The sequence below is a fragment of the Corynebacterium sp. CCUG 61414 genome (genome assembly GCF_024453945.1).
In the GTDB taxonomy this organism is placed as follows: domain Bacteria; phylum Actinomycetota; class Actinomycetes; order Mycobacteriales; family Mycobacteriaceae; genus Corynebacterium; species Corynebacterium pseudogenitalium.
Genome location: NZ_JAGPYU010000006.1, coordinates 55,537 through 80,456 on the forward strand (window position 1 = coordinate 55,537; position 24,920 = coordinate 80,456).

The following is a 24,920-nucleotide window of genomic DNA, read 5'->3' on the forward strand; positions in this document are numbered from 1 at the left end:
CACGGGCCTTTCTGAGTAGCACGACTGTGTTAGATGAGACTTTAACACAGTCGTGCTAAAGTTTTTTTGTGGCGCCAAGACTCGACATCGAAGAAAGAAAAAAGCAGCTCGCTGAGGCCGTATGGCAGATCATTCTGGAGCGCGGCATTTCGGCCGTCTCTGTAAGGAACGTGGCTGAGCAGGCGGGAATCGTTGTTGGCTCACTGCGGCATGTGTTTCCCACCCGCGCCGAGTTGATGAAGTTCTCGGCTGAGCTAATGGTGCAGCGCGCAACAGAACGGGTGCTTTCCGTTCCCCCCAGTGATGAGCCGCAGCAGTATGCGCTTGAGATTGTGAGGCAGCTGTTGCCATTAGAGGCGGACTCGCGCGCTGAATTTGAGGTCAACCTCGCACTCGCAACCGAAGTGCCAGCGCTTCCAGAGCTGGCCTCTATTCGGGACGAAGCCCACCAGAAACTCCATGGAGTGGCACTGCGCTTAGTCGAATTGGTGTCTGGTCATTCTCGCGGGTCGGAAGAAGTTGAGGTGAGTGCGCAACGGTTGCATGCGCTGATCGACGGTCTTGCATTCCACTTGCTGCACCGTCCGGTGGAGGACGATCCGCAGTGGGCCCTCGACATCATTCGCGCTGAATTAACAGCCATCCCCAAAAGTGTGTCCGGTCGGCGTGTCGTCGGACGGTCTTTTTGTTAGCGTCCGACCCAACCTTTTCTGATTCCTATGTGGACCTGGCCCCCGACTACTACGTCAGTCAATTTGTCGATTTTGCTGATGAGCTCTTCCTCAATTTTGTAGATCTGGCGGTATCTTTTTGCGAGAGCCTTTTGGCGGTCCAGGAGGTGTGCCCAATTGGATTACAAGTACCTACACACTTGATCGGTGCTGCACGTTTCAGGGTCCGGGTGTGCGGCGTCCTGTCTGAGGTCCGCGATAGTGTCGCGCAGCACGGAGAGCTGCGCGATCTGCTGCTCGATCTCAGCGAGGCGCACGTCAAGCAGGTCGCGCACGTGCTCGCAGGGCGCCTGGCCGCCGTCGCGGATGTCGAGGATCTGGCGGATCTGGGCGAGGGTCAGCCCGGCGGCCTGGCCCCGGTGGATGAACCCGACCCGACCCACGGCATCCTCGGCGTAGTCCCGATAGCCGGAGGCCAATCGCTCGGCCGGAGGGAGCAGCCCCGACTCCTCGTAGAACCGCAGGGTCTTGGTCGTGGTTCCGGTTGCTTCCGCAAGCTGTCCGATCCTCATGTTCGCCGATTCCCCTTCCAATGGCCACCACACTTGACCTTCCATTGTACTGGAAGGTTCACAATGGTTCCATAGGAACTTTTGAACCACAGGGAAGAGACATCTGGAATGACAAACGAAAAGTTCGATCTGGCGATTATTGGTTCCGGCGGCGGAGCGTTTGCGGCCGCGATCCGGGCCACCGAGCTGGGCAAGCACGTCGTGATGGTGGAGCGCGGCACCGTGGGCGGGACATGCGTGAACACGGGCTGCGTCCCGTCGAAGGCGCTCCTGGCTGCCGCGGAGGCCCGCCATGTGGCGTTGGATTCGGCCCGCTTCCCTGGGGTGGCGGCCTCGGCGGGCCCGGTGGACATGCCGGCCCTGATTCAGGGCAAGGCCGCGCTGGTTGAAAGCATGCGCACGGAGAAGTACGTCGATCTGGCCGCGGACTACGGGTGGACGATGATCTCGGGGGACGCGTCGTTCACCGGAACCCAGGACGCACCGCTGCTCCGGGTGATCTCCCCGGATGGTGCAGTGAGAACGATCGAGGCCGGGCACTACCTCGTGGCCACTGGCTCCGCACCCTACGTGCCCCCCGTTCCCGGACTGGCCGAGGCCGGGTACCTGACCTCGACGACGGCGATGGAACTGGACGAGGTGCCCGAATCAATGCTGATCCTGGGCGGAGGCTATGTTGCCCTGGAGATGGCACAGCTTTTCTCCCGGCTGGGCTCCCGGGTGACCATGCTGGTCCGTTCCCGGTTGGCCTCGCAGGAGGAACCGGAGGCGTCCAAGGCGTTAGCGGGGGTGTTCGCCGACGAGGGGATCCGGGTGGTCCGGCGGGCCATGGCCGACTCCGTGGCCTCCGGCCCGGACGGGGTCTCGGTGACGGCAAACGTGGCCGGGGGCGAGGAGGTGTTCCGCGCTTCCCACATCCTCGTGGCACTGGGCCGCCGCCCGGTGACCGAGGGACTGGACCTTGACGCCGTCGGGGTGAAGACCGGCGCATCCGGCGAGATCGTGGTCGATTCCCGCCTGGCCACGTCCAACCCGCGGGTTTGGGCCGCCGGGGACGCGACCGGCCATCGGGAGTTCGTTTACGTCGCAGCGGCCCACGGCGCCCTGGCCGTGGACAATGCGTTCACCGATGCCCTGGCCGAGGTCGACTACCGGCACCTGCCCCGGGTCACCTTCACCAGTCCCGCCATCGGGGCGGTCGGGATGACGGAAAAGGAAGCTGTCGCCGCCGGGATCAGCTGCGAGTGCCGGGTCCTCCCCCTGGAGTACGTGCCGCGAGCCGTGGTCAACCGCGACATCCGCGGCTTCATCAAGGTTGTCGCGGACCGCGACACCGGACGGATCCTGGGCCTCTCTGCGGTGGCCAAGGACGCCGGGGAAATCGCCGCCGCCGGCGTCTACATCCTCGAAGCGGGCATGACCACCGCGCAGGTCGCCGCCGCCTGGAGCCCCTACCTGACGATGGCCGAGGGCATCAGGATCGCCGCCAAGGCCTTCAACACCGACGTCTCCAAGCTCTCCTGCTGCGCCTGAGCTGCAGCCCCCACTACCGAAGCAAAGGAATGCCATGACCGCCACCGACCAGGCCCTCACCTATCTGTTGTCCCCCGCGCGCTCCGGAATAGACCCGGAATTGTTCGTGCCGCTGCTGCGGCTCCTGGCCGAGGGCGAGCCCGTCACGGTCGCCGAACTGGCCACCGCCAGTGGCCGGAGCGAAGACACGGTCCGGCAGGGACTGGCCGCCGTCCCGGACACCGAGTACGACGACGAGGGCCGCATCATCGGCCTGGCCCTGACGATGCGGCCCACCCCGCATCGCTTCACCCTGGCCGGGGAACAGCTCTACACCTGGTGCGCCCTGGACACTCTCTTCTTCCCGGCCCTGATCGGGAAGGCCGCAACCATTGAGTCGACCTCCCCGGGTAGCGGGACCCTCATCCGGGTGATGACGGGCGCGGACGGCACGGTGACCTCCGTACAGCCGGCCACCGCCGTCGTGTCCATCATCAGCCACCCGGGCACGGGGCCGGTGCGGTCATCGTTCTGCAACCAGGTCCACTACTTCGCCTCCCGCGAGGACGCCCAGCCGTGGTTGGATTCCCATCCCGACGGCGAAGTCCTGGACATCGAGGCGGCACACCGGGCCGGTGCCGCCATGGCCGCCGCCCTCCTCGCCGCGGCCGCCACGCGGGCCCCCGCGGCGCAGGACTCCTGCTGCTGAGCTTTAAAAGGACATGACATGACCCAGCACCCAGAACAGCCAGACACCGGCCATCAACCCGTCCGGCAGACCGGTCGCCCCGGGCGATACCACACACTGGCCGCAGGAATCGGCATAGCAGCGGCCATGATCCTGTGCTGCGCAGGACCCATCCTCATCGCCGCCGGAGCCCTCGGCGCGATCGCCGGATTCTTCTCAAATCCCCTCGTGTTACTCGCGGCCGCCACGGTGCTCCTGGCCGGGATCATCGCCGTCACCAGGCAGCGAAAACGCCGCAGGACCGACGACTGCTGCCCTCCCGCACCCCCCGAGCACCACCGCACCGACCACGGCACCGCCTGAGTCCCCATACCCATTTCTGGAAGGAACCACTAGACACCATGACATACCCGAGATCCCGCCGTTCTCTGTCCGTTCCCCGGCCCAGGCACCTCGCCTCCGCCCTGTTTCTGACAGCGGTCATGGCACTGACAACCGCCTGCGCCAGCTCACCGAGCGGCCCGTCGGCCGCGCCAGGCGGTTCGTCGCCCGACGCGGCCGGTGCCGTTGCTGTTACGGTCTCCGACATTGACGGCACTACCCGGACCATCCCGGACGGTAAGCCCGCAGCACTGTTCTTCTTCTCTGTCGGATGCGGTGAGTGTGTGGAAGGGGCCGATTCCCTGAACAAGGCCTCCACGGCCCTGGGAAGCTCGGCCGACTACCTCCTGGTGGACGTGGACCCCCGAGAACCGAAGGAGACCATCAACGGATTCCGCGATTACATCAAGGCCCCTGAGCTCCCTGCCGTCATCGACACCGGGGCCACACTGACCACCCGGTACAAGGTCACCTCCATAAGCACCCTGGTGGTGGTCGACGCGAAGGGTGACGTTACCTTCCGGGCCACCGACCCGTCTGCGGAAAAGATCCAAGAAGAACTCACCAAGGCCGGCGCCCAATGACAGCCCTGCTTGCCCTGGCCTTCGCCGCTGGAATGATTGCCCCGGTCAATCCCTGCGGTTTCGCCCTCCTGCCCGCCTGGATAGCCCAGACCATCGGGGACGCCCGGACGCGCCCGCTCGCGCTGCGTCTGGCCCACGGGCTCCGGGCCGGGCTCGCGCTCAGCTTCGGCTTCGCCGGGACCCTGGCAGCCTTCGGGCTGATCGTCAGCGCGGGCGCCAGGACCCTGATCAGCGCAGCGCCCTGGCTGGGAATGGCCACCGGGGTGATCCTTCTCCTGCTGGGCCTGGCCATGCTCACCGGACTCACACCACGGCTCCGTCTGCCGGCCTGGGCCACGAAACCCCGCACACAAGAAGCCGCAGGGGCAGGTCACAAAACCGGGCGCATGGTGGCCTTCGGGGTCGGATACGCCGCAGCATCCCTCGGCTGCACCCTCGGGGTGCTCCTGGCCGTGATCGCCCAAGCCCAGGCCGTCGCCAGCTACGCCGGGCTGCTCGCGGTCTTCGCCGCCTACGCCGCAGGCTCGGCCACTGTCCTGATGCTCGTTTCGGCAGGCACGGCCATCGCCGGGGCCGCCCTCGGGCGAAGAATCACCGGCCTGGCCAAGCACAGCAACCGCATCGCCGCCTTCATCCTCACCATAACCGGCGCCTACCTCAGCTGGTATTGGTATCCCGCCGCCACCGGCGGAACCGCGCAGGCCAACAGCCTCGCCGTATGGTCAGCCGCCGCCAGCGCCTGGATCAGCGACAACAGCACCCTGATCGCAGCCCTCGCCGCAGCCGTGGTGCTCGCATCGGCATTGGCCGCCCTCAACCGGCGCAGGAGACTGCGCATCAGACAGGGAACGCCGCCCACAGGCGAGGGCCCCGGGCAAAGCGGGGAACCCGACTGCTGCACACCAACTCCGGACAACAACTCGACCGAGGACCGGCCAGGCACGATCCCGTAGCTGGCCGAGGACTCCCAAAAAGCAAGGGGGAGAGGGAACCTTGCCCATCTTCTGGCAAACGAGGCGCCCGTCTATCAGGACAGGTTGGTACAGCGGCATCAGGCCGGAAGTCAATTCGTGCAGAGGACTTCGGGCAATCCGTCAGGAGCCCTCTGTGCCGCCCCATTACGAGATAAATAGGCAGACCCCCGAACTGCCGGCTCCCGTGGCGTTCCTTCGTTGCCGCCGTCCTCGCAATCAGTAAGCAATGCACCGAAAACCTGCGCCGCGTCGTTGGAGCGTCGCAGTTCCGTTTGGTGCAGGATTTTGCCCCCCAGTGCACCAGCTAGTGCACCAAATGGCGATCCGATCACAAAATGAAGAAGACCCCTACCAGCATCTGCACTGGTAGGGGTCTCATCTTAGTAGCGGGGGCAGGATTCGAACCTACGACCTCTGGGTTCTCACCCTCAAGTTCGAGCCACCTGCAGTTATTACCCTTTTACCTGCTGATTAGAGAGGTATAAGCATACTGGGCCTTACTGCGCCTTACCGCGGATTACCGACTCTTAAGTCCCGTTTTGAGTCCCACTTTCTTCACCGAGATTCAAGGCTCCCCGCATAGCGTCGACATCAGTCCAATCCGTGTAGTTGCGCGCGTTCACGTCGACGTCAAGCGCACTGACGAAGCAATTATTTATATCCAATCGTGGGCTAAAGACGAGCTGGATAAGGATAACCCGGCCGATGTAGCTCGGGCTAATGCGGCTGGCTCAGAGCTGGCGATGCGGCTGACGCAGGGCACGGGAGTTCCGTTTACCGTGGCTACGCACACCGACAGTAAAAGCGGCTGTGTCCACAACCATATCGTCTTTGCCAACCACGATACGCAGACAAAGAAGGCTGCACCTCGGGATATGCGCAACTGGTACAAGCTGCGCAATATCAACGACGAGCTGATGCGCGATTTGGGGATGCGTGTCCTGGAGCGAGAGCCGGAAATATCGCTGCTTCCTGCTGAGCGCAGGGCACGCAAGGAGGGCAAGTCCACAGACTCGACGGGCCTGGGCGTGGATGAGCTGACCGCAGCCACGTGGGCTGATTTTGCCCGCAAGCGCATGGATGAGCTGTGCGCGGATAAACAGGTGGCAGATGCTGACGACCCACTGGCGAAGGCAGTAGAGATTGCTGGCAAATACAACCTGTCTCTAAAAGTGCAGCCCAACTCAAAAACCGAGGGTGAGTCGCTAACCGTGGCCCTGGTCGACGACGACGGCGAGGATGCCTACTTCACGAACACCACGAAGGCCGGACGTACTCGAAAGCGTAAAAGCAGCTAAAGCTGGCTCAAAATTGGGCCGCAGCTACTCGCTAGAGGGTGTGACCGAACGCGTTAACGAGGCCCAATCAGCCCTTCTTGCGCGGCAGCTTGCAGCACTTCAAGCCAATTCAACCGATGACGACCTGGAGGCGAAATACGGCTCCAGCCTTCTCGATGACGAGGAGGAAGAAAACTATAACAACCAGGAGGTATTCAATCATGGTGTCAGTGACCGAGATGACGAAGCTAGCCCAAGCAGCGGCGAAAGGCAAGATGGACAGCGTCTTGAAGGTTCTCAGCCCACGCCTGGACAAGGCGGAGAAGGCTATCAAGACGCTGCAGGAGAAACTGAAGAGTCTGCCGGAGAATACAGGGGACATTCTCAGTTCTCTGCCCAGCGACTTCTCGACGAGGTTGACGCAAGCGGAAAGCGAATTAAGGAACGTAAAAAGCAATCTCGCCGCAAACAAGAACTACGTGAGCAGCAGTCACTTCCAAGTAACGATGATGGAAGTGCAGCAGATGATCACCGGGCTGATAAGGAACATCGAGGATCTGCCCAACGGCCTGGAGGGGGTAAAAGGGTACCTAATCGAGATAAGCGAGCAGATGTCGCGTCTGACAAGGATGCAACAGCTGGTACTCAAAGCAGCCGAAAGCCCCATCCATCTCGACAAGGATTCCAGCCAAGCAGTAGCCCAGAGCCTGAACGCTCAGATGACTTCGAGCCTGACTTCTAGCCTGGAACCGCTGGTAGAAGTAGCTGTATCTGAGGCAATGTCGAAAGAGTCCGAAAGCCTGCACAAGGCAGCAGAAGCATCTAAGAAGGCTCGCAGCGCCCTGCTCCAGGAGAAGGAGTCCAACGAAAAGCTGCTGGAGAAGATACGTGCAGAGCGCAAAAAGTACAACGACGACATGGAAAATTCGAACACGAACTTTATTAAGGCCTGCATGTCTGCCTCGTGGATTGCAGCCAGTGTTCTCTTCGTTGCTATCGCACTCGTTGCTGTCGGAGCCTTGGGGAACGGGCTGCTAAGTATGCTCGGCATACCCGACGGCGTGTCTGCCTTGTGGGGTCACGTCCAGGAGGCCAACGGCATCGGCCCAACACTGGGCTGGTTGGCGTTAACACTTATCGTCATAGGGGTTCTTATAGCGCTTATGACCTGGATGTTGTCCCAGGCTGCGCCGGGTATTGCTCACTTAGTCGAGGAATACCGTCGCAATCACCCGAGGAAAGAAACGAACCACTAACTAGAACACGTGCACCGTAAAAAGTAAAAATCCCCACAACACAGCGTAGCGGTTAACCGCTACGCTTCTTTTATGCTCTTCCTATGCCCCAACTTTGCAACAGCACCAATAAACTGGCGCCCCGGTTATAAGTTGGGGCGCCAAGTCGATGTGCTCGAGTCGGGGGATGTTAGTGGCCGGTGCCAAGCCGGCCAGACAGGCGGTTCAGCCGGTCCTGACTGGGACCGTCGAGCCCGATAATGGACACGGTTTTGCCTCTGTCCTGGAACTTCTGCGTAATCGCGTCAAAGGTCGCGACCGTGGAGGCATCCCAGATCTCCGCCTCAGTGAGATCAATAGTGATATGACGGGCAGAATCGGTGTAATCAAAGCGATAAACCAGGTCATTGCTTGATGCCCAAAACAACTGGCCATGCACCCGGTAGGTACGAGTATCAATCTCGCCATCGCCGTCGCCGTCGATCTCGGAGACCTTTTCAATGGAAGCGATATGTGCCATCCGACGGGCGAACATGATCATCGCGGTGACCACACCCAACACCACACCAATGGCCAGGTTGCTGGTGGCTAGGGTGGCAATAATCGTCACGGCCATAACAATGGTCTCAGAGACCGGCATGAGTTTAAGGGTGCGTGGATGCACCGAGTGCCAGTCGATGGTGCCGACCGAGACCATGATCATGATTGCCACCAGCGCAGCCATCGGGATCATGCCAACGATGTCGCCCAGTGCCAGGACCAGGACCAGCAGGAACACACCGGCTAACAGGGTGGATAGGCGGGTACGTGCCCCGGATTCGCGGACGTTGATCATGGTTTGACCGATCATCGCGCAGCCACCCATGCCGCCGAAGAAACCGGAGGCAATATTAGCCACCCCCTGTCCCCAGGATTCACGAGTTTTATCGGAATGAGTGTCGGTGATGTCATCGACGAGCTTGGCGGTCATCAACGATTCCATGAGACCGACCACGGCCATGGCCAGGGCATAAGGCGCGATGATCTGCAGGGTCTCCAACGTCCACGGCACGTTCGGAATAAACAGGGACGGTAAGGTCTCCGGCATCTTGCCCATGTCCGAGACCGTCGGGACAGTCAAACCGGCGGCAATGACCAAACCGGTGAGCACGATAATCGTGACCAGCGGGGCGGGGATCACACTGGTGAGCTTGGGGAAGAAAATCATGATCACCACACCCAAGCCGACGAGTGGGTAGACTATCCAAGGCACATCAATGAGGTGTTCGAGTTGGGCGGTGAAAATCATAATGCCCAGTGCATTGACGAAACCCAGCATCACCGATCGGGGGATAAAACGCTGAAGTTTCGCCACACCGAGGGCGCCGAGCACGATTTGTAGGACACCGCCCAACAGGACGGTGGCGATGAAATAATCCATCCCGTAACCACGCGCCACAGGAGCAATGACTAGGGCAATAGCCCCGGTGGCGCCGGTGATCATTGCCGGGCGGCCACCGGTAAAGGCGATCGCAATGGCCATGACTACCGAGGAAAACAGACCCATGGCTGGGTCAACACCGGCAAGGATGGAAAAGGCAATGGCCTCAGGGATCAGCGCCAGGGATACCGCCAGTCCGGCCAGAATCTCTATACGGATACGGGCGGGGGAAGAAAATGCGTAACGGAAGGATGCGATGATCCCGGTAGGGGCATCAGCGCCGTCTGGACTCAGGAGGGGGCGGGGGGCCGCCGTGCTAGTTTCAGTCATAGATGTCCAATCTTTGAGGGGATAGGTAACTGGGCGAACGCCCGAAAGGAATCCAACCCTCTAGTAACTTTAGGTTTGGTGATGGTGGTCATGGTAGCGGGAGTTTTACTCAACCGCCAACCCAGGCACAGGAACCCGTGGGCAACATCACCGTGAAGGAGAACAGGCAATGCAAAACAGTAATTTCAAGATCGGCGAGGTCGTTGACCGGACGGGGTTGTCGATTCCCACCTTGCGTTATTATGACAACGTCGGCCTGATTACCCCATCGGGGCGTAGCCCTGGTGGGTTCAGGCTTTATAGTGAGGCTGATGTACGTCGTGTTTTGTTGGTGCGACGGATGAAACCGCTGGGGTTTACTCTGGATCAGATGCGGGAGTTCCTGGAAGCTGCGGAGATTCTTCATAGTTCAGATGGCGGGCAGGAAAGTGATACCGCACAGCAGGCACGGAGTAATGCCAAGGCCACCCTTGCCGACATTCGTGAGGAGACGCGCACCCGCTACGAAAAGCTACGCAAGCAAATTGCCTACGCTGAGGAATTCCTCGATCTGGTCAACACCCTGGCACCCTAAACTGCCCCCATCCTTCGCAGGGAGAAAAAGACCATCGTATTGAATGCGCTCTGTCGAATCGCGTTCCAGATGAAGTGGACGAACGTCCGCGGCCTCTCCGGAGTGGATGGCGATAGTACAGAGGACTTCTGAAATCCGTGCAGACGACTCCTCAAAACGACACAGTCATCCAAGGTCACAAAATCGAAAATTGTCACTTAACCCCATCACTTCCAAACCGGCTTAAGTGACAAAATGCCATCGCTAAAGTCCCGATTTGAGTCCCAGGACGTGCGCCTTAAGAGAAATAACTAAAGCCCCTACCAGTGTTTCTCCTGGTAGGGGCTTGGAAGTTGGTAGCGGGGGCAGGATTCGAACCTACGACCTCTGGGTCTTTGTCCTCTCCCCTATTTCTCTGGTGGAATGTTCGCCGCTTTTGCTTTGGCAGCATGCCGTCATGCCGTCATGCCGTCATGCTGGCGCGACGGCTTGCTGGCGAGCTGGCAATGACGCTATGGAGCACGAAAGGGCAGGTAGACCCTTATACATGCTCATATCAGAACGAGAAACACTCGCCCATGTCCCTAAAGGATGGGACGAAGTATTGCGAGAATTCGAAATCTACCTTCGCGCTCTGGGGCGCAGAGAACGAACTATCGACACTCGGCTTCGCCACCTGCGGACCATGGCTCGCTATCTTGACGTCCCGCCCGAAGCAGTTACGGAAACGCATCTTGTTTCGTGGAGCGGCACACAAGACTGGAAACCGGAAACACGCAATGCGAACCATGCCAGCGCTCGCGTTTTCTTCCGGTGGCTGGCTGGCAAGACGGGACAGTCGAGCCCAGCTCGAGGGCTCACGGCGGTTAGGCGTCCTGTTCCCCCTCCACGCCCAGCACCGGAAGAAGCAATCGCGACCGCCATAGCGTGCGCTCCTCCGAGAACACAGCTCATTCTGAAACTTGCGGCCCAATTAGGGCTCCGAGCATCAGAAATAGCGCAGCTGCATACTCGCGATATCGAACAAGTGGGAGACGGATGGGCAAGCCTGACAGTTCATGGGAAAGGCGGAACTCAACGCTTGCTACCAATCCCGCCAAAACTTCATAGTGAGATCATGCGACAACAGCCTGATTTGGGCTGGGTGTTTCCAGGCAACGATAGTGGGCATCTTTCGCCCCGTTGGGTTGGAAAGCTCGCCAGTCGAGTGCTTCCGGATCAATGGACTCTGCACACCTTGAGGCACTGGTTTGCAACGGTTGCTTACAACCGGGGTGGACACGATCTTCTCTCAGTTCAAAAAGCTCTCGGACACGCCTCAATCACCACGACGCAGCGATACACCCAAACTGCGCTTGATCTACAAACCGTCATTACATCAACAACCTTTTAGGAGAACCCAATGCGTAACAGTCACCTCGCGAAAGCGGTCCTGGCCCTCCAGGAAGCGCGCTACATCGAAGTCGCCGACCGCGCTGAATACATCAATCTCGTTGAGGACATCGCAACCGAATGTGCCTACCACATGTCTGTTCTTGGCATCAGCTGGCAAGAGGTTGCAAGCAACGCCCGCTCAATCCTCGGATACGACCTTGAAAAAGCGCTAACCGGCGCAATCTCAGACGTACGCAATGCCTCAACAGGTAACCAGAACAACTAAGGAGAATTCCCATGACGCAAGTACTCACTATCGCCAGCCTTAAAGGCGGAACCGGAAAAACCACGAGCGCAATCCTGCTTGCAACTGCCCTAGTTCGCAGAGGCCACACCGTCACCGTCATCGACACCGACCCCCAAGGCTCCGCTACCGAGTGGGCCCAACGCGCCTCCGACGACGGCAACGATCTCGAGTTTCAGGTCACGGTGGGCAACGCACGCACAATTGCGCGGAGCATGCCCACCACCGACGTGGTCATCATCGACTGCCCGCCGGGAAACCCGCAAATCATCGACGCAGCAATCGACGCAGCAGACCACGTCATTATCCCGGTGCGCCCATCTGCGATCGAAGTCGATCGCATGTGGGAAACCCTCGACCTCGCCGACGGGGCAAAAGCAACGGTGCTGCTTACTTCGGTGATCCTTAGCGCGAAAGCTACCGAGGACCTCCGGGCTGTACTCAATGAGGAGCACGTCGGAGTCTTCCCTGGCAACATCCCGCAGCGCGAAGCAATCAAAAACTACTTTGGTGTCAGGCCAAAACAAGACCTCTTCGGCTACGACGCTGTTGCAGCCACGCTCATGAGTGAACAGGAGGGATAGCCCATGGCTGATATGCACAGACGCCCTAAGCGCGACGTGAAACCAACCACTGCCGCTGAAACCGAAATCAAGCCAGCCGACCGCGAGAAGAAGTTAACGATTCGCATCGACGAGCAAGCCAGAGAAGACTTCCGCCGGATCAGTTTCAACAAAGGAGTCTCGATGACGGAAATTCTCACCGAAGCAATCAATGACTACATAGAGAAAAATCGCAACTACTTGCGATAGGTCATGCGCTGGGAAACACTCTGACCAGCGCTGACTCAAACACATAGTGCTGGCATGCCGTAATGCCAGCATGACGGCGTGACGGCGTGACGGCATGACGGCTTAGCATTACCGAAAGCAGAAAGGAGTAAAACATGCACGCACTAAAAGGACCGTCCCTACTATGTGCGCGGCAGCTTCATGGAAACGGTACGACACGCCAGACAGCCAGCTTGACGCCGTGACGGCATGCCAGCATGCCGTCATGCTGGCGTGCTGGCATGCCGTACAGCCTGCGCAAACGGGTCTTTCGATACTGGAGCATTTGGTTAAGCTAAAGAAAATCTAAGTACCGACCCGGGAGCATGTATGGCACGTCGCAAGACTCGAGTGGACGACAATCAACTTGAGTTGTTCAGCTATCTCGATGAACAACTGACCACCACACCACAAGAAAAAGGAGACAATAATGACCACACCGCAGATTCAATTTCACGGTTACCCGAAGCGACTAGTGCCGGACATCCTGAGAGGAGTGGACTGGGATCTTCCCATGACCGATCGCGACAGCGACTCGATCTTCCTCATCGTGGAGTATCTGAAGATAACCGATCCGGAGAACGCGAACGAGCCGACCGCGTACAAGATTCTGAAACAGCTTCACAGCGAGCACGCCGAGATGGATCGCGGGGTATTCAACCGATTGCGCGAGACGCCGGGCATTCAGGAGGAGAAGGATCAGGCGTACTACCGGGTGATGTTTCAGCATCTTCAGTACCAAGTGGGACAGCTCGTGATCAAAGCCTTGGAAGCGACGGGAGGGGACGCGACGAGGTTGGTGGGAATGATGCGCTACCACAAACCAGCGATCACACCAGCAGAACTGAACGACGCAGTGATGAAAACTACCGTGGAGGAAGCACTGAAAACGTTGGGCAAGGACCACAGTCCGCAGCCAGTCGAGGAACTGTGGCGGCAGCTGAACCAACAGGTCGATCTGTTGTCGCGAACTCGGAGAGCACAACGTTTAGCGGGATGGGCAAAGGACATCCAGAGCCTTCCGGACAGCAGCGAGGAGATGAAACGAATCTTCCTGCAGGACCAGAACGAAGCCGCCTGGACGGTGATCGACCAACATCTGACAGAGCCGATCAACGCGCTGATCGAGCAGTAGGAAGAAGAGGATCCCTGGGCGGTGGACTGGGACAGTTAAGCGGGGTTATCGATACCACAACTCGTTCTGGCACACCGGTCCAGTTTGACCGGTCAAGCTTGGAACGGGTTGCGTCCTCGCCATGAGCGCGCGTCCAATCCAACATTGAGGCAATACGTCCCGCGCAACACGGGATACACGGTCTGTTCAATAGCATGTGCGCTCATGACTCTCCTGCTACAAACTGTTCAAGCGCATGTTTTACCTCAACAACATGGATACGACGAACCGCTTCCTCAACGACCTCGCCTACAACGCTCCTAACATCGCCCGTGCCCAGGAGAGCGTCGACAGCATCAATCTGTTCATCCGTCACTTCGTCATAGACGCCCGCAGGAACCTGGTAATACTTGGCCAACAAGTACCTAGAAAGGCCTTCTGTCAACGCATTCAATCGCTGAAACTGCGCTCCAAGGGTTTCCTCCCCCAAAAGCCGCACTGCTTGGTCAATCCCAAAGACCTGCCACCCGCTTGCATCCGCCCTGCTGGCATCTCCTCCCCATGTTGCCGCGCACTCGGCGATATGTGATACGAGCAATTCTTTGGTTCGGTGCTTAATCAGGCTCCATGCACGAGGCGACAGTCCGTTATGCGCCCTGCTCATTGACACAATGTGTTCATTAATCGTGGTTGTTTTCATCATGGCAATACTCCATCTGCGAATGCTTGTCTATATTTAGACGCTGGAGACCGCGTCTCGGTTCCCAACGCTATTGCTCGAAGATCGAATGTGGGCGTAAGGGACATTTTGTATGTAGATGTCTATCTGGTTTCCCGGGATGGCCTCGGCCAACAACCAGATATGGTTTTCAAAACAGTTCCATTTGCCCGTTTTGAGAAATCAACACCGAATGACGTCTGGTGTGTGGTATGGAGTCTGCGGGCAGCACAGGAACCCCAGCGAGATCAAGGACTCTAAGGAACTAGAACCAGCCGCCTGTGCGTTGGGCGGTCGCATATAGCCAGGGGGACGAGCAAAGCCCTTGACGTGCACAATTCTGGTCGCATAGAGGTATCGGGGGTTCCGGTCGACCTCATTGCGTCGACCAACCCAGGTCAGCGGTGATTTGGATGATTTTGGGGCTATTTTGCCGATTTTGCGCTGACCTGCGTTGGTAAACCGGAGTAGGTCGACCGGAAGAGGTCGACGGGAAGAGGTCGACCGGAAGAGGTCGACGGGCCGAAAGAATTCGATACCGGCATTGATCATCAGTGGAATCCCGGCTTAGGAGTGAGAAAAAGGTGGGCCGGACGGAGCTGAACACACACAAAATGTCCCTTATCGCGACACGCCGTGTTTACGCACAAAATGTCCCTTAAGCCGGAAACAGGAAAAGCCCCCTCCGAAGAGGGGGCTGATCCCGACAAGCTCCGCTGCCGGCCCGGCATCGCGTACAACACTGATGAGTCGGTGCGGTACATATCTGGCCCGAAGAAGGGCAAACAAATCTCCGGGAACCAGAAGTTCATCGACGCGCAGCGTGGACTTCGAGAGCACATGTACGCGTTGGGTTACCCGGTAGAGCTAGATGTGTCTGAACGTCACAATGAGTCGCTGAATCTTGACCGTTACGTCGAACAGCAGGACCGGGAGCGCGACCTTGCGAACCGTGAGGACGAGGTGGAACGGAAGCACAGCTCCGTACAGCGAGATGTCGATGCTGCAGCGAAAGACCGCAAGCAAGCTGCAGAAGAACTCGAACGGGCGCAGCAGGCCCGTGAAGAAGCCCAGCGTGTGCAGGAAAATGCTGAACAGCAGGCTCGCGAGGTTGCCGAGCGCGTACTCAAAGAAGCACGCGAGAAGGCCGAGCAGGACGCCGAAAAGATTCGTGATGATGCACAGAAGGATGCTGAACAGGAGTTGGGTCTTGCCGAGGCACGGGCGGAAGAGTTGCTGGACCGTGCCAAGGAGGTTGAGAGCGCCGCCGAAGCCAAGCTCAAGCGTGTAGAGCAGGAAGCTGAACAGCTCCGCAGCGAAGCACGCGAAAAGGCCGAGCAAGAAGCCGAGCAGATCCGCAGTGATGCACGCAAAGAAGCTGAGCAGACGCTGGGTCTCGCTGAAGCTCAGGCAGATGAGCTGCTTGACCTTGCCGAAGAATTCGGCAGTGAAGAACATGATGAGGCCACACGTGACGCTGCAGTAACGCGCGAGGAAGCAGAGCAGGAAGCGAAGATCATCATCGAGGAAGCAACGCAGTCGTTGCAGGAGATTTCGCATGTTGATCAGGACTTTTTGCGGGTCGAGATTGACAGCAACCCAGAGATGAAGCAACGGTACCGCGAGATCGTCATCGACCGTACTCAGGAGGAAAGCGCTGCAGTACTGCGTCGCGCGCTGCAGTACTGCGTCGCGCGCTGGAACGCATCGCTAAGCGCCGCCAGCAGGAGCAACAGCGCGACCACGACGGTGACAAGGAGTCCCCCGACGGCGGCAAGCCGTAGATGGGGGTCTCCCCTGCCCTGTATGGCCCTGTAGCGGCCTAACAGGATGTCGCCAGGGTCAGTGTCCAGCGACAGCGCTAAAACCGCTCTAATTCAGCGAAAATCGAAGAATTAGAGCGGTGTTTTTTGAAGCGTCCTGGGTTCAGATTCAGGTAACTCAAGGATGAGTGTGAATCCGGGGTTTGTGTCTTTGAGAAGGCCCTTTAGAAGCCTTCAAGTACTTCGTAGAGGGCGGTGGCTAGGGTTAGTCGCCGTCGCTAGCTGTGCTTGGCTGTTAATGTCATGTCGACCAACTGCAGGAAGCGTATAACGTAGTCTTTGACAAAGCCTGCGGTGCCTTCATTGAGATGGCCGGAGTCTTCGAAGAGGGTGGGGGATTGGCCAAGGAATACCTCGGGCTGACCAGGAAGCGGCATATCGAAGTAGGACAGGGCGAGCCGGAGGTTCTTCTGTGAACTGTAGCCGCCCATGCGGCCTACAGAGTGACTGATGATACCTGCGGGAAGGTTCTTCCAAGCCACATCCGAGTTGGGCTTGGAACCGATGTCCACTGCATTCTTGAGACAGGCAGGGATAGTACGGTTATTTTCCGGGGTAACAAAGAGGACGCCGCTCGAGTTCTTGATGGTGTCGCGGAAAGTGGTGTACTCAGCTGGAATGGGCTTGTCCGTGACCGAGGGGTCATCGTAGTCGAAGTCATAGAGCGGCAAGTCACGGATTTCAACGATGTCTGCCTGGTAGTTTTCAGGGATCATTGTGAGCACTTCGTGTGCAATCTTGCGCGCAAATGAGCCGCGGCGCAGGCTGCCGACGATAACACTAATGCGTGGGGTGGTCATAGGAAGTCCTTTCTTCTTAGTTGGGCGTAGGTACGTGCGATCAAGGGAGAAAAGGCTTGCAGCCAAAGGCAGGCGGTGGCCCGGCGGCGTGGGCGGCAGTAAGAAAGTTATCCACTTTGTCTTCTTCATGGCGGAAGTACAGTTCGATGAGTCCTAACAGTCCCCCGAGGACGGCCTCCCGTGCGGCGGACGTATCCAAAAGCCGCATGGCTGCTGGTTGGTTTCCTTCGCGGATGGCTTCAAACAGCGCGATGGTCTCAAGCCAGCTTCCTTGGTCTGGTCGTGGAAACGGTTTAGAAATCCCAGTCATCATCACTCGTTTCTTCAGCGGTGCCAATGACATAGGAGGAACCGGAGCCGGAGAAGAAGTCATGGTTTTCATCTGCTCCAGGTGCTAGGGCAGCGAGGATTTCCGGGTTCACTTCCGTTTCTTCAGGTGGGAAGTAGTCCGGGTAGCCCAAATTCATGAGCGCCTTATTGGCGTTATAGCGAACGAATACAGCTACATCATCCATGAGCCCCAACGGCTCATATAGCTCGCCGGAATAATCCAGCTCTAGGGCATAAAGCTCTTCGAGCAAGGAAATAGTGAAATCATGCATCTCCTGTTGCCGTTGTGGAGCAGACGTTTCCAGTCCGCGCTGGTACTTGTAGCCTGAGTAGTAACCGTGCACTGCCTTGTCACGCAGAATGAGGCGAATCATGTCTGCCGTATTTGTCAGGGTGGCGTGGACGGAAAAATGCAGGGGAAGATAGAAACCCGCGTAGAGAAGCAGCGAGGAAAGCAGCGTCGATGACACTTTGCGCTTGAGTGGATCGGGTCCAAAATAATGAGTGAGCACTTTTTTGGCGCGTGCCTGGAGAAGGTCATTATTCACCGCCCAGCGGTATGCCTCATCAATTTCTTTCGTACTGCTCAAAGTAGAAAACACTGAAGAGTAAGAACGGGCATGGACTGATTGCATGAAGGCGATGTTGGTATACACGGCCTCCTCGTGCTCGGTGCGGGCATCTTGGATCTGACAGATTTCGCCCACAGTGGCCTGGACGGTGTCCAGGGTGGTGAGTCCCGTGAACACCCGCATGGTGAGGTTGCGTTCCTCCGGTGTCATCCTCTGCCACGCCGGGAGATCGTTTGAAAGTGGAACCTTTTCTGGCAACCAAAAGTTGGCGGTGAGGCGGTTCCACACTTCAAGATCCTTCTCATCGCTCACCCGATTCCAATTGATGGCGCGGATGCGGGCTGAAGGGTCATGCCGGTAACTTGGCGGCGTAACTGAGATGCTGGTTAGCTCAGCAGTGTTTGATGTTGAAGACATAGCTTCTTTCTTTCTTGATGGATGGTTGTGAATGAAGGAAGGACCGTGTTCCTACAGAGCACAGGAAACGCAGCCTTCGACCTCGGTTCCCTGGAGTGCAGGTTGGCGTAAACGGATGTAGTACAAGGTCTTGATTCCGGCTTTCCAGGCATAGATTTGTGCCTTGTTGATGTCCCGCGTAGTGGTGTCAGCGGTGAAGAACAAAGTCAGGGAAAGCCCTTGGTCCACGTGTTGGGTGGCCATAGCGTAGGTGTCGATGATTTTTTTGTACCCCACGGTGTAGGAGTCATCGAAATACTCCAAGTTGTCGTTGGTCATTTCCGGTGCGGGGTAGTACACGCGCCCCAAGCGGCCTTCCTTGCGTATTTCAATCTTGGAGGCAATCGGGTGTATGGACGCGGTGGAGTCATTGATGTAGGAAATTGATCCAGTGGGTGGAACTGCCTGCAAGTAGGCGTTGTAGATGCCGTCTTGCATCACTTGGTTCTTGAGCCGTAGCCAATCCTCGCGTTGAGGAATCTGCACGCCAGCCTCATGGAATAGCTGTTTTACGTGGTCAGTGGCCGGCGCCCAGTCTTGGTCGATGTACTTGTCGAAGTAGACGCCAGTGGCATAGGTGGATTCTTCAAAGCCAGTGAATCGTTGACCTTTCTCAACCGCTAGCGCATGGGATGCACGGAGCGCATGATAGGTCACGGTCAGGAAATAGATATTTGTAAAGTCCAGTGCTTCGGCGCAGCCATAAGGAATACGCTTGGAAGCCAGGAAACCGTGGAGATTCATTTGGCCCAACCCGATGGCATGCATGGATGCATTACCGTGAGCGATGGAAGGAACAGCTTCGATATTTGTTAGGTCTGAGACCTTCGTGAGAGCGCGCACCGCGGTTTCAACAGTTTCCCCAAAGTCCGGTGATTCAAAAGCTTTAGCGATGTTGAGCGACCCTAGATTGCAGGAAATGTCCTGGCCAACGGTGGTGTAGTTACCTGAGGCGCCGTAGGTGGATGGCGTGTTGACCTGGAGGATCTCACTACACAGATTGGACATATTGATATGTCCTTTGAGGGGATTAGCGCGGTTGACCGTATCCTCAAAGAGTATGTAGGGGTATCCAGATTCAAACTGAAGCTCAGCCAGCGTGGTGAAAAACTCGCGGGCCTTGATAGTCGTATGAGAAATTCGCGGATTGGAAACCAGCTCGTCGTAATACTCGGTGATAGACATGTCAGACATGGCTACGCCGTACTCGCGAGCGATGTCATACGGGCTAAAAAGATGCATATCCTTGTTCTCTTTGGCCAGCTGGAAGGTTATATCTGGAATAACAACTCCCAGCGAAAGAGTCTTAATGCGGACTTTCTCATCGGCATTTTCCCGCTTGGTATCCAGGAAACGAAGAATATCTGGATGGTGCGCATGTAGGTAGACGGCTCCAGCGCCCTGTCGAGCGCCCAATTGGTTGGCATAGCTGAAGCTATCTTCCAGAATTTTCATGACTGGGACTACGCCGGAAGCTTGGTTCTCAATCCTTTTGATTGGGGCTCCGGATTCGCGCAGATTGCTCAGTAACAAGGCCACACCACCTCCGCGTTTTGAAAGCTGCAGTGCAGAGTTCACGCTGCGGCCAATGCTTTCCAAATTGTCTTCGATGCGAAGGAGGAAGCAGGAGACCATTTCGCCACGCTGGGCTTTTCCTGCGTTGAGAAAAGTAGGGGTGGCGGGCTGGAAGCGTCCGGTCATGATGTCATCCACCAGCTTCTCCGCAAGCTCTTCATCGCCCTGTGCAAGGTACAAAGCTGTGGTGGCGACGCGTTCTTCGTAGCCTTCCAGAAATCGCGAGCCATCAAAGGTTTTCAGTGCGTATGAAGTAAAGAACTTAAATGCGCCGAGGAAAGTGCGGAACTGATGCTTGGCTCGGTGGGCTCTGTCGTACATAGTGCACAGAAAATCGTCATCATAAAGCTCAAGGAATTCCCGCTCGTAGTATTCGTTATCAACCAACCACTCCAAGCGCTGCTTGGTGGATTCAAACTGATGCATGCGGGGAGTGACATGGTGCGCTAAAAAGTCTTGTGTTGCCTCAATGTCCTTGTCGAACTGGATTCTTCCCGAATCGTCGAATAGGTTCAGCTGCGCGTTGAGTGCATGGTAGCTCTTGCGCTTACCGACACCGCCGGCATCGTCTGCTGAAGCGGTGCGGGGCGTAGGGCCAATGGGCTGTGTGGGGGTGGCCTTAAGTGGCGGCATTGTGGTTTCCAATCTGTGTGTTGCGGATGTGGTCTTCATTTTGTGGGAAATCAATGGGGTGTAATTGTTAGTTGCTTTGCTGCTCCCAAAACTTGTGAAGGCCCTGCTTTACAGCGGCAACGTCCTTCTGCGTGCCGAGTAGCTCGAAGTGATACAGCTCTGGAACGTGGCACTTAGCGGAAATGATGCGGCCGGCGACGCAGTAAGCGCTTCCGAAGTTGGTATTGCCTGAGGTAATCACGCCCCGGATAAAGGAACGGTTGATTGGGTCATTGAGGAAGTCGATGACCTGTTTGGGGACTGCGCGTTTGAGCGAGCCACCGCCGTAGGTTGGAACGATGAGTACGTACGGGTGTGAAACCTGGATCATTCCGGTTTTCTTGGGCCGCAGTGGAATGCGCACTGCGGGTCTATCTAAGCGTTCGACGAATCTTTTTGTGTTTTCAGAAACGCTAGAAAAGTACACCAAATCTGGTGAGTCTGACATGACAATCCTGCTCATCCTGGCCTTAGCCATAAGTGGGATAGGTGATGATCGAAAAGATTAACTACGTACTACCGTAGTTGCAAACTACGCCGCACCGTAGTTTTTAAAAGGGCAGGTAGGGACAGGATTAATGAGAAAGGGAAAGACTACAGGCTGTGGTGTGCTACAAACACTGCGTCCGTAGCTGGGCGCCCAAGTACTACCCACTGAGTACTGTCGGCTACCTGTACTTCGAGCGATTCTGAAAAGGGCGTTCCTTCGCGCGTGGTAAGAACAGCCCCAATGACGATGCCTTGCTCTTTGAGGAAGGCCAGCAGTTGTGGGTCGGAATCAGAAATGCGTTCCACGGTCACCTGCGGTTGTGCGCCGCTGTCGGTGAGACGGTGCGCACTGGGGATAGTGACCTGTCCATCAACCGTAGGGATAGGGTCGCCGTGTGGATCCCTAGTGGGGTAATTGAGGAACTTATCCACGCGCTCTATGAGCATGTCAGACACCGCGTGTTCAAGATTTTCGGCTTCATCATGGACCTCGTCCCACGTATAATCCAATGCTTGAACCAAAAAAGACTCAAGCAATCGGTGGCGGCGCACCATGACCAATGCGTACTGCCTGCCAAGTTCGGTTAACTCCACAGAGCCATAGGGCGTGTGTGACACGAGCCCTTGCTTCGACATTTTGCGCACTGCATCGGAGACCGAGGAGAGCTTGAGTCCCAGCTGTTTCGCTATAAGTGTGGCGGTAACGGGCTCGGATGACCATTCCTTTAGCCCCCAGATAGCTTTCAAATAGTTCTGGGTACTGGTGGACAGCTCAGAAACAGACATGAGTAAATGTTAACCCAGCTTCCGTATGCGCCTTAGGCGCTGTGCCCCAACGCTCATAGCGAACAGAGGCCAAGTTTGAGAGGAATGCCGGTAAGGTGGGGCCAGTTAAAGCATTCTTCACTTGAAGGAGAACCACTAATGTCTGAGAAGATTTCAATGAACTTGAAGTGCGCCAGCGTAGTGCGTAATGGAATGGCTAGTACACAGTGCAGTAAAACAGCGCATGTAATGGCTCATGTAATGCACTGTGTAGAGACAGAGCGTCTGGAGCAGGAGTATCAGCGCTCCCGTACTGGACGGCGACGGCGTTATGCGTGGTCTGTGCTGAAAAAATAACCCCGCAGGTTTCCCTGCGGGGTGTTGTTGCAACTAGAACGGCACTTCTTCAGAGTCATTAGCAGCAGCGTTATCTGCGCTGTTCTCGCGGCGTGCTGCTCGTGCCTCAGACTCCTTCTTGGAGTCGATCAGCTGCACAGTGTCGATGCGCGCTACCAGCGGATAGTGCTTGTTGCCGTCCTTATCGGTGTAGTTGTCAGTCTTCAGCGAGTAGCTCACTGCAACGCGATCACCAGCGCCGATGCATCCGAAGACGCCGAGGTTCTTGGCGTCAGCCACGTAGCCAGTGAGTTCGACAATCTCTGATTCCACCTTGCCTGTGGACTTGTTCTTGAACGTATTACGTGCGTAGACGTTGAGCTTCACCGTCGCACCGCCGTTTGCGTGCTCAAAGATCTTCGGCTCGCGTGCTGCGTTGCCAACGATGGTGCCATTGTTAAACGGGTTGGACATTGTGATTTCTCCTTATATGAGTGAGTGTGTGATTGTCTTTCAATTGTGTGTTTGAGCAGCGGCTTTGCTGCTGCTGTAAGTGCTGTTACAGCACTGCCCAGGGCAGATGTGCCCCTGCTGCTTCCAGGTCGCGTAGCTCTTGTGCGGCACCCGGATCGGCGTCTTCGCCATCCATGCCGTCAGACATGAGGTAGAGCAGCTCTAGGTCTTCGTGGGTGTAGTGGTACATGGCGTGCCTCCGTGTCGTGGATTGATTCTCAATCCGTTCTTTGAGACAGCTCTGCTGTCTAGAGACCTCTCCCCTGCTCGGTGGAGATTTCCTTCTTCCCTGGTCACGGCGTGGGTAGAAAAGAAAAACCCCGCTACAGCAACTGCTGCAACGGGGTGTGAAGTACTAGTTTTCGAACAACTGCACGCGAGCCTGAGCACCGCCCTCGTGAACCACTTCTGCGAGACGACTGCCCTCGCCAATGTCGATTAACTTCGCCACCAGCGACGGGAACGTCTCTTTGCTGCTGATCTCGGTGGCCCTGTGTGCGGCAACGCCAGCCAGACCCGTCTGGCCGGTTGCCTGGGCCAGCACGGCGACAGTGGCCGTAAGCTGTGCCCTCATCCCAGGCCAGTGAGCCGGTACAGCGCGCATCACCTGCTCAGCGAACTTGAGACCTGCTTGTGGCTCCTCAAGCAGCGCAGCAAGCAATGGATCACGCAAGCGCGGTGTCGTGAAGCACTTCAGCGCAGATCGGATAGCACGCGCACTCGGCTGCGTCATCCCCGCCGCTGCCTGCTCGTACTCACGCTGCAGTACGTCTCGGAAGATGGGTGGAACATACGCCAGCGCGTCTTCGATGATGTCGGCGTGCTCGGTAGCGTCGATGCCGTGATCGGTGCTGTTCAACCGTGCCTCGATGTCGTCTTTGCTCGGCTCCGGCAGCTCGCCGGTGTGCTCTAGCATCTGCCGCAGCGCCGCCGATGCGGCGACCTCGCCGACAACGCCGTGGCGCGGCTCGTCGATGAGCGGATGCTGATACACGGACCACCACGCAGCCCCGGTGACGATCTCAGGCACCTGCACCACCCCGAGCAGCGGCGGTAGGTGCACTGCCCCGCTGGTGAGATACGTTGCCGTCTCCTCGAAGACCGGCTGCGCAATGTCATCGCTGATCATGTACGCGATAACAGCGTCGAGTTCGAGGTGGTGGACCCACGCTGCGAACCGCTCGCGGCTCTCGGTGAGCTTTGCAACAGCTTCGTCCAGGTCGAACCGCGCGACCGGGCCGAGGCGGACGGTGTCGACGCCCTCGTCGTCGACGAAGAACGCGAGGATCAGCGAGTTGTTCGGGTAAAACCCGAGGATGCCGGGGAGGTTCGCGAGAATCTCGCCGTGGGATGCAAGCGTGTGAGAATGGGTGGACATGGCAGTGCTCCTTTGCACGAATACGGGGTGTATGTGGTCAATCCCGTATTCGGCCCGGCTCTGCCGGTCGCAGGCGTATCCCAGCAGTGCAGCACTCATGTGTGCCGAGCGTCGCTAGCGCAGCCTGATGCCTTCTCGCCGGGTACGAGCGCTAGCGACGCAGCCTGTGCCTAAGCGTCGGCTTCGATGCGCTTGAGAGCGCGATAGATCGTCGGCCGCGAGACGTTGAGTGTCCTGGCTACTGCGCTGACGGACTTGCCGCCCTCAATAAGCTTTCTCCCGAACGCCACGGTTGAGCAGTCTCACCCCCGAGATAGGCAGACCCCCCGAACTGCCGGCTCCCGTGGCGTTCCTTCGTTGCCGCCGTCCTCGCAATCAGTAAGCAATGCCCCGAAAACCTGCGCCGCTTCGTTGGAGCGTCGCAGTTCCGTTTGGTGCAGGATTTTGCCCCCAGTGCACCAGCTAGTGCACCAAATGGCGATTCGATCACAAAATGAAGAAGACCCCTACCAGCATCTGCACTGGTAGGGGTCTCATCTTAGTAGCGGGGGCAGGATTCGAACCTACGACCTCTGGGTTATGAGCCCAGCGAGCTACCGAGCTGCTCCACCCCGCGTCGGGTGATGTTGAATTTTCACCTGCTGCCTTAACGGGCAACGAGTGATAACTATACG

General features: G+C 57.6%; 28 protein-coding genes and 1 tRNA gene. 14 read left to right on the plus strand and 15 right to left on the minus strand.

Features of this window, described 5'->3' with window-relative positions; genetic code table 11:
- Positions 1-68: 68 nt before the first annotated feature.
- Complete coding sequence (locus KBX14_RS06290; protein WP_256042107.1) at positions 69-692, plus strand: TetR/AcrR family transcriptional regulator; 624 nt, start codon at positions 69-71, stop codon at positions 690-692.
- A gap of 161 nt (positions 693-853) precedes the next feature.
- On the opposite strand, the gene KBX14_RS06295 is transcribed toward KBX14_RS06290, so the two are convergent.
- On the minus strand, positions 854-1,243 hold the full coding sequence (locus tag KBX14_RS06295; RefSeq protein WP_004601215.1) for a heavy metal-responsive transcriptional regulator: 390 nt from the start codon (positions 1,241-1,243) through the stop codon (positions 854-856).
- Positions 1,244-1,351: 108 nt separating this feature from the next.
- On the opposite strand from KBX14_RS06295, the gene merA reads away from it, so the two are divergent.
- Positions 1,352-2,776: a mercury(II) reductase gene (gene merA, locus KBX14_RS06300; RefSeq protein ID WP_256042108.1), complete on the plus strand. Its 1,425-nt coding sequence runs from the start codon at positions 1,352-1,354 to the stop codon at positions 2,774-2,776.
- A gap of 34 nt (positions 2,777-2,810) precedes the next feature.
- The gene (merB, locus tag KBX14_RS06305) at positions 2,811-3,464 is read left to right on the plus strand and encodes an organomercurial lyase MerB (RefSeq protein WP_070362923.1); all 654 of its coding nucleotides are present in this window, start codon (positions 2,811-2,813) and stop codon (positions 3,462-3,464) included.
- A gap of 210 nt (positions 3,465-3,674) precedes the next feature.
- Here the strand turns inward: merB and KBX14_RS06310 are convergent, their stop codons facing one another.
- The gene (locus KBX14_RS06310) at positions 3,675-3,836 is read right to left on the minus strand and encodes a hypothetical protein (protein WP_256042109.1); all 162 of its coding nucleotides are present in this window, start codon (positions 3,834-3,836) and stop codon (positions 3,675-3,677) included.
- Between the two features lie 8 nt (positions 3,837-3,844).
- Between KBX14_RS06310 and KBX14_RS06315 the strand changes: the two genes are divergently transcribed.
- From KBX14_RS06315 to KBX14_RS06330, 4 genes are all read left to right on the plus strand, one after another.
- Positions 3,845-4,408, plus strand: a complete 564-nt coding sequence (locus KBX14_RS06315; RefSeq protein WP_070762601.1) for a mercury transporter — start codon at positions 3,845-3,847, stop codon at positions 4,406-4,408.
- Positions 4,405-5,361: a cytochrome c biogenesis CcdA family protein gene (locus KBX14_RS06320; protein WP_071572892.1), complete on the plus strand. Its 957-nt coding sequence runs from the start codon at positions 4,405-4,407 to the stop codon at positions 5,359-5,361. The genes KBX14_RS06315 and KBX14_RS06320 overlap by 4 nt, the downstream gene beginning before the upstream one ends.
- Positions 5,362-5,921: 560 nt before the next feature.
- Positions 5,922-6,680, plus strand: a complete 759-nt coding sequence (locus KBX14_RS06325; protein WP_256042110.1) for a relaxase/mobilization nuclease domain-containing protein — start codon at positions 5,922-5,924, stop codon at positions 6,678-6,680.
- Between the two features lie 209 nt (positions 6,681-6,889).
- Positions 6,890-7,915 (plus strand): hypothetical protein, encoded by a 1,026-nt coding sequence (locus KBX14_RS06330; RefSeq protein WP_256042111.1) that lies wholly within the window; start codon positions 6,890-6,892, stop codon positions 7,913-7,915.
- Between the two features lie 169 nt (positions 7,916-8,084).
- Here the strand turns inward: KBX14_RS06330 and KBX14_RS06335 are convergent, their stop codons facing one another.
- A complete protein-coding gene (locus tag KBX14_RS06335) occupies positions 8,085-9,644 on the minus strand; it encodes a SulP family inorganic anion transporter (RefSeq protein WP_034664651.1) in 1,560 nt (519 codons plus the stop codon).
- 169 nt (positions 9,645-9,813) lie between these two features.
- Here KBX14_RS06335 and KBX14_RS06340 point away from each other — a divergent pair, with 169 nt between their 5' ends.
- The 6 genes from KBX14_RS06340 to KBX14_RS06360 all read left to right on the plus strand — a co-directional run bounded on the left by KBX14_RS06340 (position 9,814) and on the right by KBX14_RS06360 (position 13,840).
- Positions 9,814-10,218 carry a MerR family transcriptional regulator gene (locus KBX14_RS06340; RefSeq protein ID WP_256042112.1) on the plus strand — a complete coding sequence of 135 codons (405 nt, stop codon included), beginning with the start codon at positions 9,814-9,816 and terminating at the stop codon, positions 10,216-10,218.
- 664 nt (positions 10,219-10,882) lie between these two features.
- Positions 10,883-11,590: a tyrosine-type recombinase/integrase gene (locus KBX14_RS11320; RefSeq protein WP_370687072.1), complete on the plus strand. Its 708-nt coding sequence runs from the start codon at positions 10,883-10,885 to the stop codon at positions 11,588-11,590.
- Between the two features lie 9 nt (positions 11,591-11,599).
- Complete coding sequence (locus KBX14_RS06345) at positions 11,600-11,857, plus strand: hypothetical protein (protein ID WP_256042113.1); 258 nt, start codon at positions 11,600-11,602, stop codon at positions 11,855-11,857.
- 11 nt (positions 11,858-11,868) lie between these two features.
- Positions 11,869-12,459 (plus strand): ParA family protein, encoded by a 591-nt coding sequence (locus KBX14_RS06350; protein ID WP_256042114.1) that lies wholly within the window; start codon positions 11,869-11,871, stop codon positions 12,457-12,459.
- 3 nt (positions 12,460-12,462) lie between these two features.
- Positions 12,463-12,687 (plus strand): hypothetical protein, encoded by a 225-nt coding sequence (locus KBX14_RS06355; RefSeq protein ID WP_256042115.1) that lies wholly within the window; start codon positions 12,463-12,465, stop codon positions 12,685-12,687.
- Between the two features lie 448 nt (positions 12,688-13,135).
- Positions 13,136-13,840, plus strand: coding sequence for a hypothetical protein (locus KBX14_RS06360; protein ID WP_256042116.1), 705 nt, complete (start codon positions 13,136-13,138; stop codon positions 13,838-13,840).
- 202 nt (positions 13,841-14,042) lie between these two features.
- Here KBX14_RS06360 and KBX14_RS06365 read toward each other — a convergent pair whose 3' ends face one another.
- Positions 14,043-14,522, minus strand: a complete 480-nt coding sequence (locus KBX14_RS06365; RefSeq protein ID WP_256042117.1) for a hypothetical protein — start codon at positions 14,520-14,522, stop codon at positions 14,043-14,045.
- Between the two features lie 666 nt (positions 14,523-15,188).
- On the opposite strand from KBX14_RS06365, the gene KBX14_RS06370 reads away from it, so the two are divergent.
- Positions 15,189-16,355, plus strand: a complete 1,167-nt coding sequence (locus tag KBX14_RS06370) for a hypothetical protein (protein WP_256042118.1) — start codon at positions 15,189-15,191, stop codon at positions 16,353-16,355.
- A gap of 223 nt (positions 16,356-16,578) precedes the next feature.
- Here the strand turns inward: KBX14_RS06370 and KBX14_RS06375 are convergent, their stop codons facing one another.
- The 11 genes from KBX14_RS06375 to KBX14_RS06435 form a co-directional block, all read right to left on the minus strand.
- A complete protein-coding gene (locus tag KBX14_RS06375) occupies positions 16,579-17,160 on the minus strand; it encodes an NADPH-dependent FMN reductase (RefSeq protein WP_022862715.1) in 582 nt (193 codons plus the stop codon).
- 40 nt (positions 17,161-17,200) lie between these two features.
- Positions 17,201-17,473 (minus strand): hypothetical protein, encoded by a 273-nt coding sequence (locus tag KBX14_RS06380; protein WP_133065267.1) that lies wholly within the window; start codon positions 17,471-17,473, stop codon positions 17,201-17,203.
- A complete protein-coding gene (gene nrdF / locus KBX14_RS06385; protein WP_034666259.1) occupies positions 17,454-18,479 on the minus strand; it encodes a class 1b ribonucleoside-diphosphate reductase subunit beta in 1,026 nt (341 codons plus the stop codon). Before nrdF ends, KBX14_RS06380 begins: the two co-directional genes overlap by 20 nt.
- A gap of 51 nt (positions 18,480-18,530) precedes the next feature.
- A complete protein-coding gene (gene nrdE, locus KBX14_RS06390; protein WP_070362917.1) occupies positions 18,531-20,726 on the minus strand; it encodes a class 1b ribonucleoside-diphosphate reductase subunit alpha in 2,196 nt (731 codons plus the stop codon).
- A 67-nt stretch (positions 20,727-20,793) separates the two neighbouring features.
- Entirely contained in the window at positions 20,794-21,243 is a 450-nt protein-coding gene (nrdI, locus tag KBX14_RS06395; protein ID WP_052093126.1) for a class Ib ribonucleoside-diphosphate reductase assembly flavoprotein NrdI, read from the minus strand.
- Between the two features lie 116 nt (positions 21,244-21,359).
- A complete protein-coding gene (locus KBX14_RS11220; protein ID WP_022862719.1) occupies positions 21,360-22,040 on the minus strand; it encodes a metal-dependent transcriptional regulator in 681 nt (226 codons plus the stop codon).
- A gap of 369 nt (positions 22,041-22,409) precedes the next feature.
- Complete coding sequence (locus KBX14_RS06415) at positions 22,410-22,829, minus strand: single-stranded DNA-binding protein (RefSeq protein ID WP_070362918.1); 420 nt, start codon at positions 22,827-22,829, stop codon at positions 22,410-22,412.
- 85 nt (positions 22,830-22,914) lie between these two features.
- Positions 22,915-23,058, minus strand: coding sequence for a hypothetical protein (locus KBX14_RS06420; RefSeq protein WP_165482993.1), 144 nt, complete (start codon positions 23,056-23,058; stop codon positions 22,915-22,917).
- A 165-nt stretch (positions 23,059-23,223) separates the two neighbouring features.
- Positions 23,224-24,246 (minus strand): DUF4192 domain-containing protein, encoded by a 1,023-nt coding sequence (locus tag KBX14_RS06425; RefSeq protein ID WP_256042119.1) that lies wholly within the window; start codon positions 24,244-24,246, stop codon positions 23,224-23,226.
- 170 nt (positions 24,247-24,416) lie between these two features.
- Positions 24,417-24,536 (minus strand): helix-turn-helix domain-containing protein, encoded by a 120-nt coding sequence (locus KBX14_RS06430; protein ID WP_083583987.1) that lies wholly within the window; start codon positions 24,534-24,536, stop codon positions 24,417-24,419.
- A gap of 252 nt (positions 24,537-24,788) precedes the next feature.
- A tRNA-Met gene (locus KBX14_RS06435) sits at positions 24,789-24,862 on the minus strand.
- Positions 24,863-24,920: the final 58 nt, after the last annotated feature.

Bases quoted from the DNA above. Each gene is read 5' to 3' on its own strand.
- KBX14_RS06295 (WP_004601215.1), bottom strand. From the start codon at position 1,243: ATGAGGATCGGACAGCTTGCGGAAGCAACCGGAACCACGACCAAGACC.
- merA (WP_256042108.1), top strand. From the start codon at position 1,352: ATGACAAACGAAAAGTTCGATCTGGCGATTATTGGTTCCGGCGGCGGA.
- merB (WP_070362923.1), top strand. From the start codon at position 2,811: ATGACCGCCACCGACCAGGCCCTCACCTATCTGTTGTCCCCCGCGCGC.
- KBX14_RS06315 (WP_070762601.1), top strand. From the start codon at position 3,845: ATGACATACCCGAGATCCCGCCGTTCTCTGTCCGTTCCCCGGCCCAGG.
- KBX14_RS06320 (WP_071572892.1), top strand. From the start codon at position 4,405: ATGACAGCCCTGCTTGCCCTGGCCTTCGCCGCTGGAATGATTGCCCCG.
- KBX14_RS06335 (WP_034664651.1), bottom strand. From the start codon at position 9,644: ATGACTGAAACTAGCACGGCGGCCCCCCGCCCCCTCCTGAGTCCAGAC.
- KBX14_RS06340 (WP_256042112.1), top strand. From the start codon at position 9,814: ATGCAAAACAGTAATTTCAAGATCGGCGAGGTCGTTGACCGGACGGGG.
- KBX14_RS11320 (WP_370687072.1), top strand. From the start codon at position 10,883: ATGGCTCGCTATCTTGACGTCCCGCCCGAAGCAGTTACGGAAACGCAT.
- KBX14_RS06345 (WP_256042113.1), top strand. From the start codon at position 11,600: ATGCGTAACAGTCACCTCGCGAAAGCGGTCCTGGCCCTCCAGGAAGCG.
- KBX14_RS06350 (WP_256042114.1), top strand. From the start codon at position 11,869: ATGACGCAAGTACTCACTATCGCCAGCCTTAAAGGCGGAACCGGAAAA.
- KBX14_RS06355 (WP_256042115.1), top strand. From the start codon at position 12,463: ATGGCTGATATGCACAGACGCCCTAAGCGCGACGTGAAACCAACCACT.
- KBX14_RS06360 (WP_256042116.1), top strand. From the start codon at position 13,136: ATGACCACACCGCAGATTCAATTTCACGGTTACCCGAAGCGACTAGTG.
- KBX14_RS06365 (WP_256042117.1), bottom strand. From the start codon at position 14,522: ATGATGAAAACAACCACGATTAATGAACACATTGTGTCAATGAGCAGG.
- KBX14_RS06370 (WP_256042118.1), top strand. From the start codon at position 15,189: ATGTCCCTTAAGCCGGAAACAGGAAAAGCCCCCTCCGAAGAGGGGGCT.
- KBX14_RS06375 (WP_022862715.1), bottom strand. From the start codon at position 17,160: ATGACCACCCCACGCATTAGTGTTATCGTCGGCAGCCTGCGCCGCGGC.
- KBX14_RS06380 (WP_133065267.1), bottom strand. From the start codon at position 17,473: ATGATGACTGGGATTTCTAAACCGTTTCCACGACCAGACCAAGGAAGC.
- nrdF (WP_034666259.1), bottom strand. From the start codon at position 18,479: ATGTCTTCAACATCAAACACTGCTGAGCTAACCAGCATCTCAGTTACG.
- nrdE (WP_070362917.1), bottom strand. From the start codon at position 20,726: ATGCCGCCACTTAAGGCCACCCCCACACAGCCCATTGGCCCTACGCCC.
- nrdI (WP_052093126.1), bottom strand. From the start codon at position 21,243: ATGGCTAAGGCCAGGATGAGCAGGATTGTCATGTCAGACTCACCAGAT.
- KBX14_RS11220 (WP_022862719.1), bottom strand. From the start codon at position 22,040: ATGTCTGTTTCTGAGCTGTCCACCAGTACCCAGAACTATTTGAAAGCT.
- KBX14_RS06415 (WP_070362918.1), bottom strand. From the start codon at position 22,829: ATGTCCAACCCGTTTAACAATGGCACCATCGTTGGCAACGCAGCACGC.
- KBX14_RS06420 (WP_165482993.1), bottom strand. From the start codon at position 23,058: ATGTACCACTACACCCACGAAGACCTAGAGCTGCTCTACCTCATGTCT.
- KBX14_RS06425 (WP_256042119.1), bottom strand. From the start codon at position 24,246: ATGTCCACCCATTCTCACACGCTTGCATCCCACGGCGAGATTCTCGCG.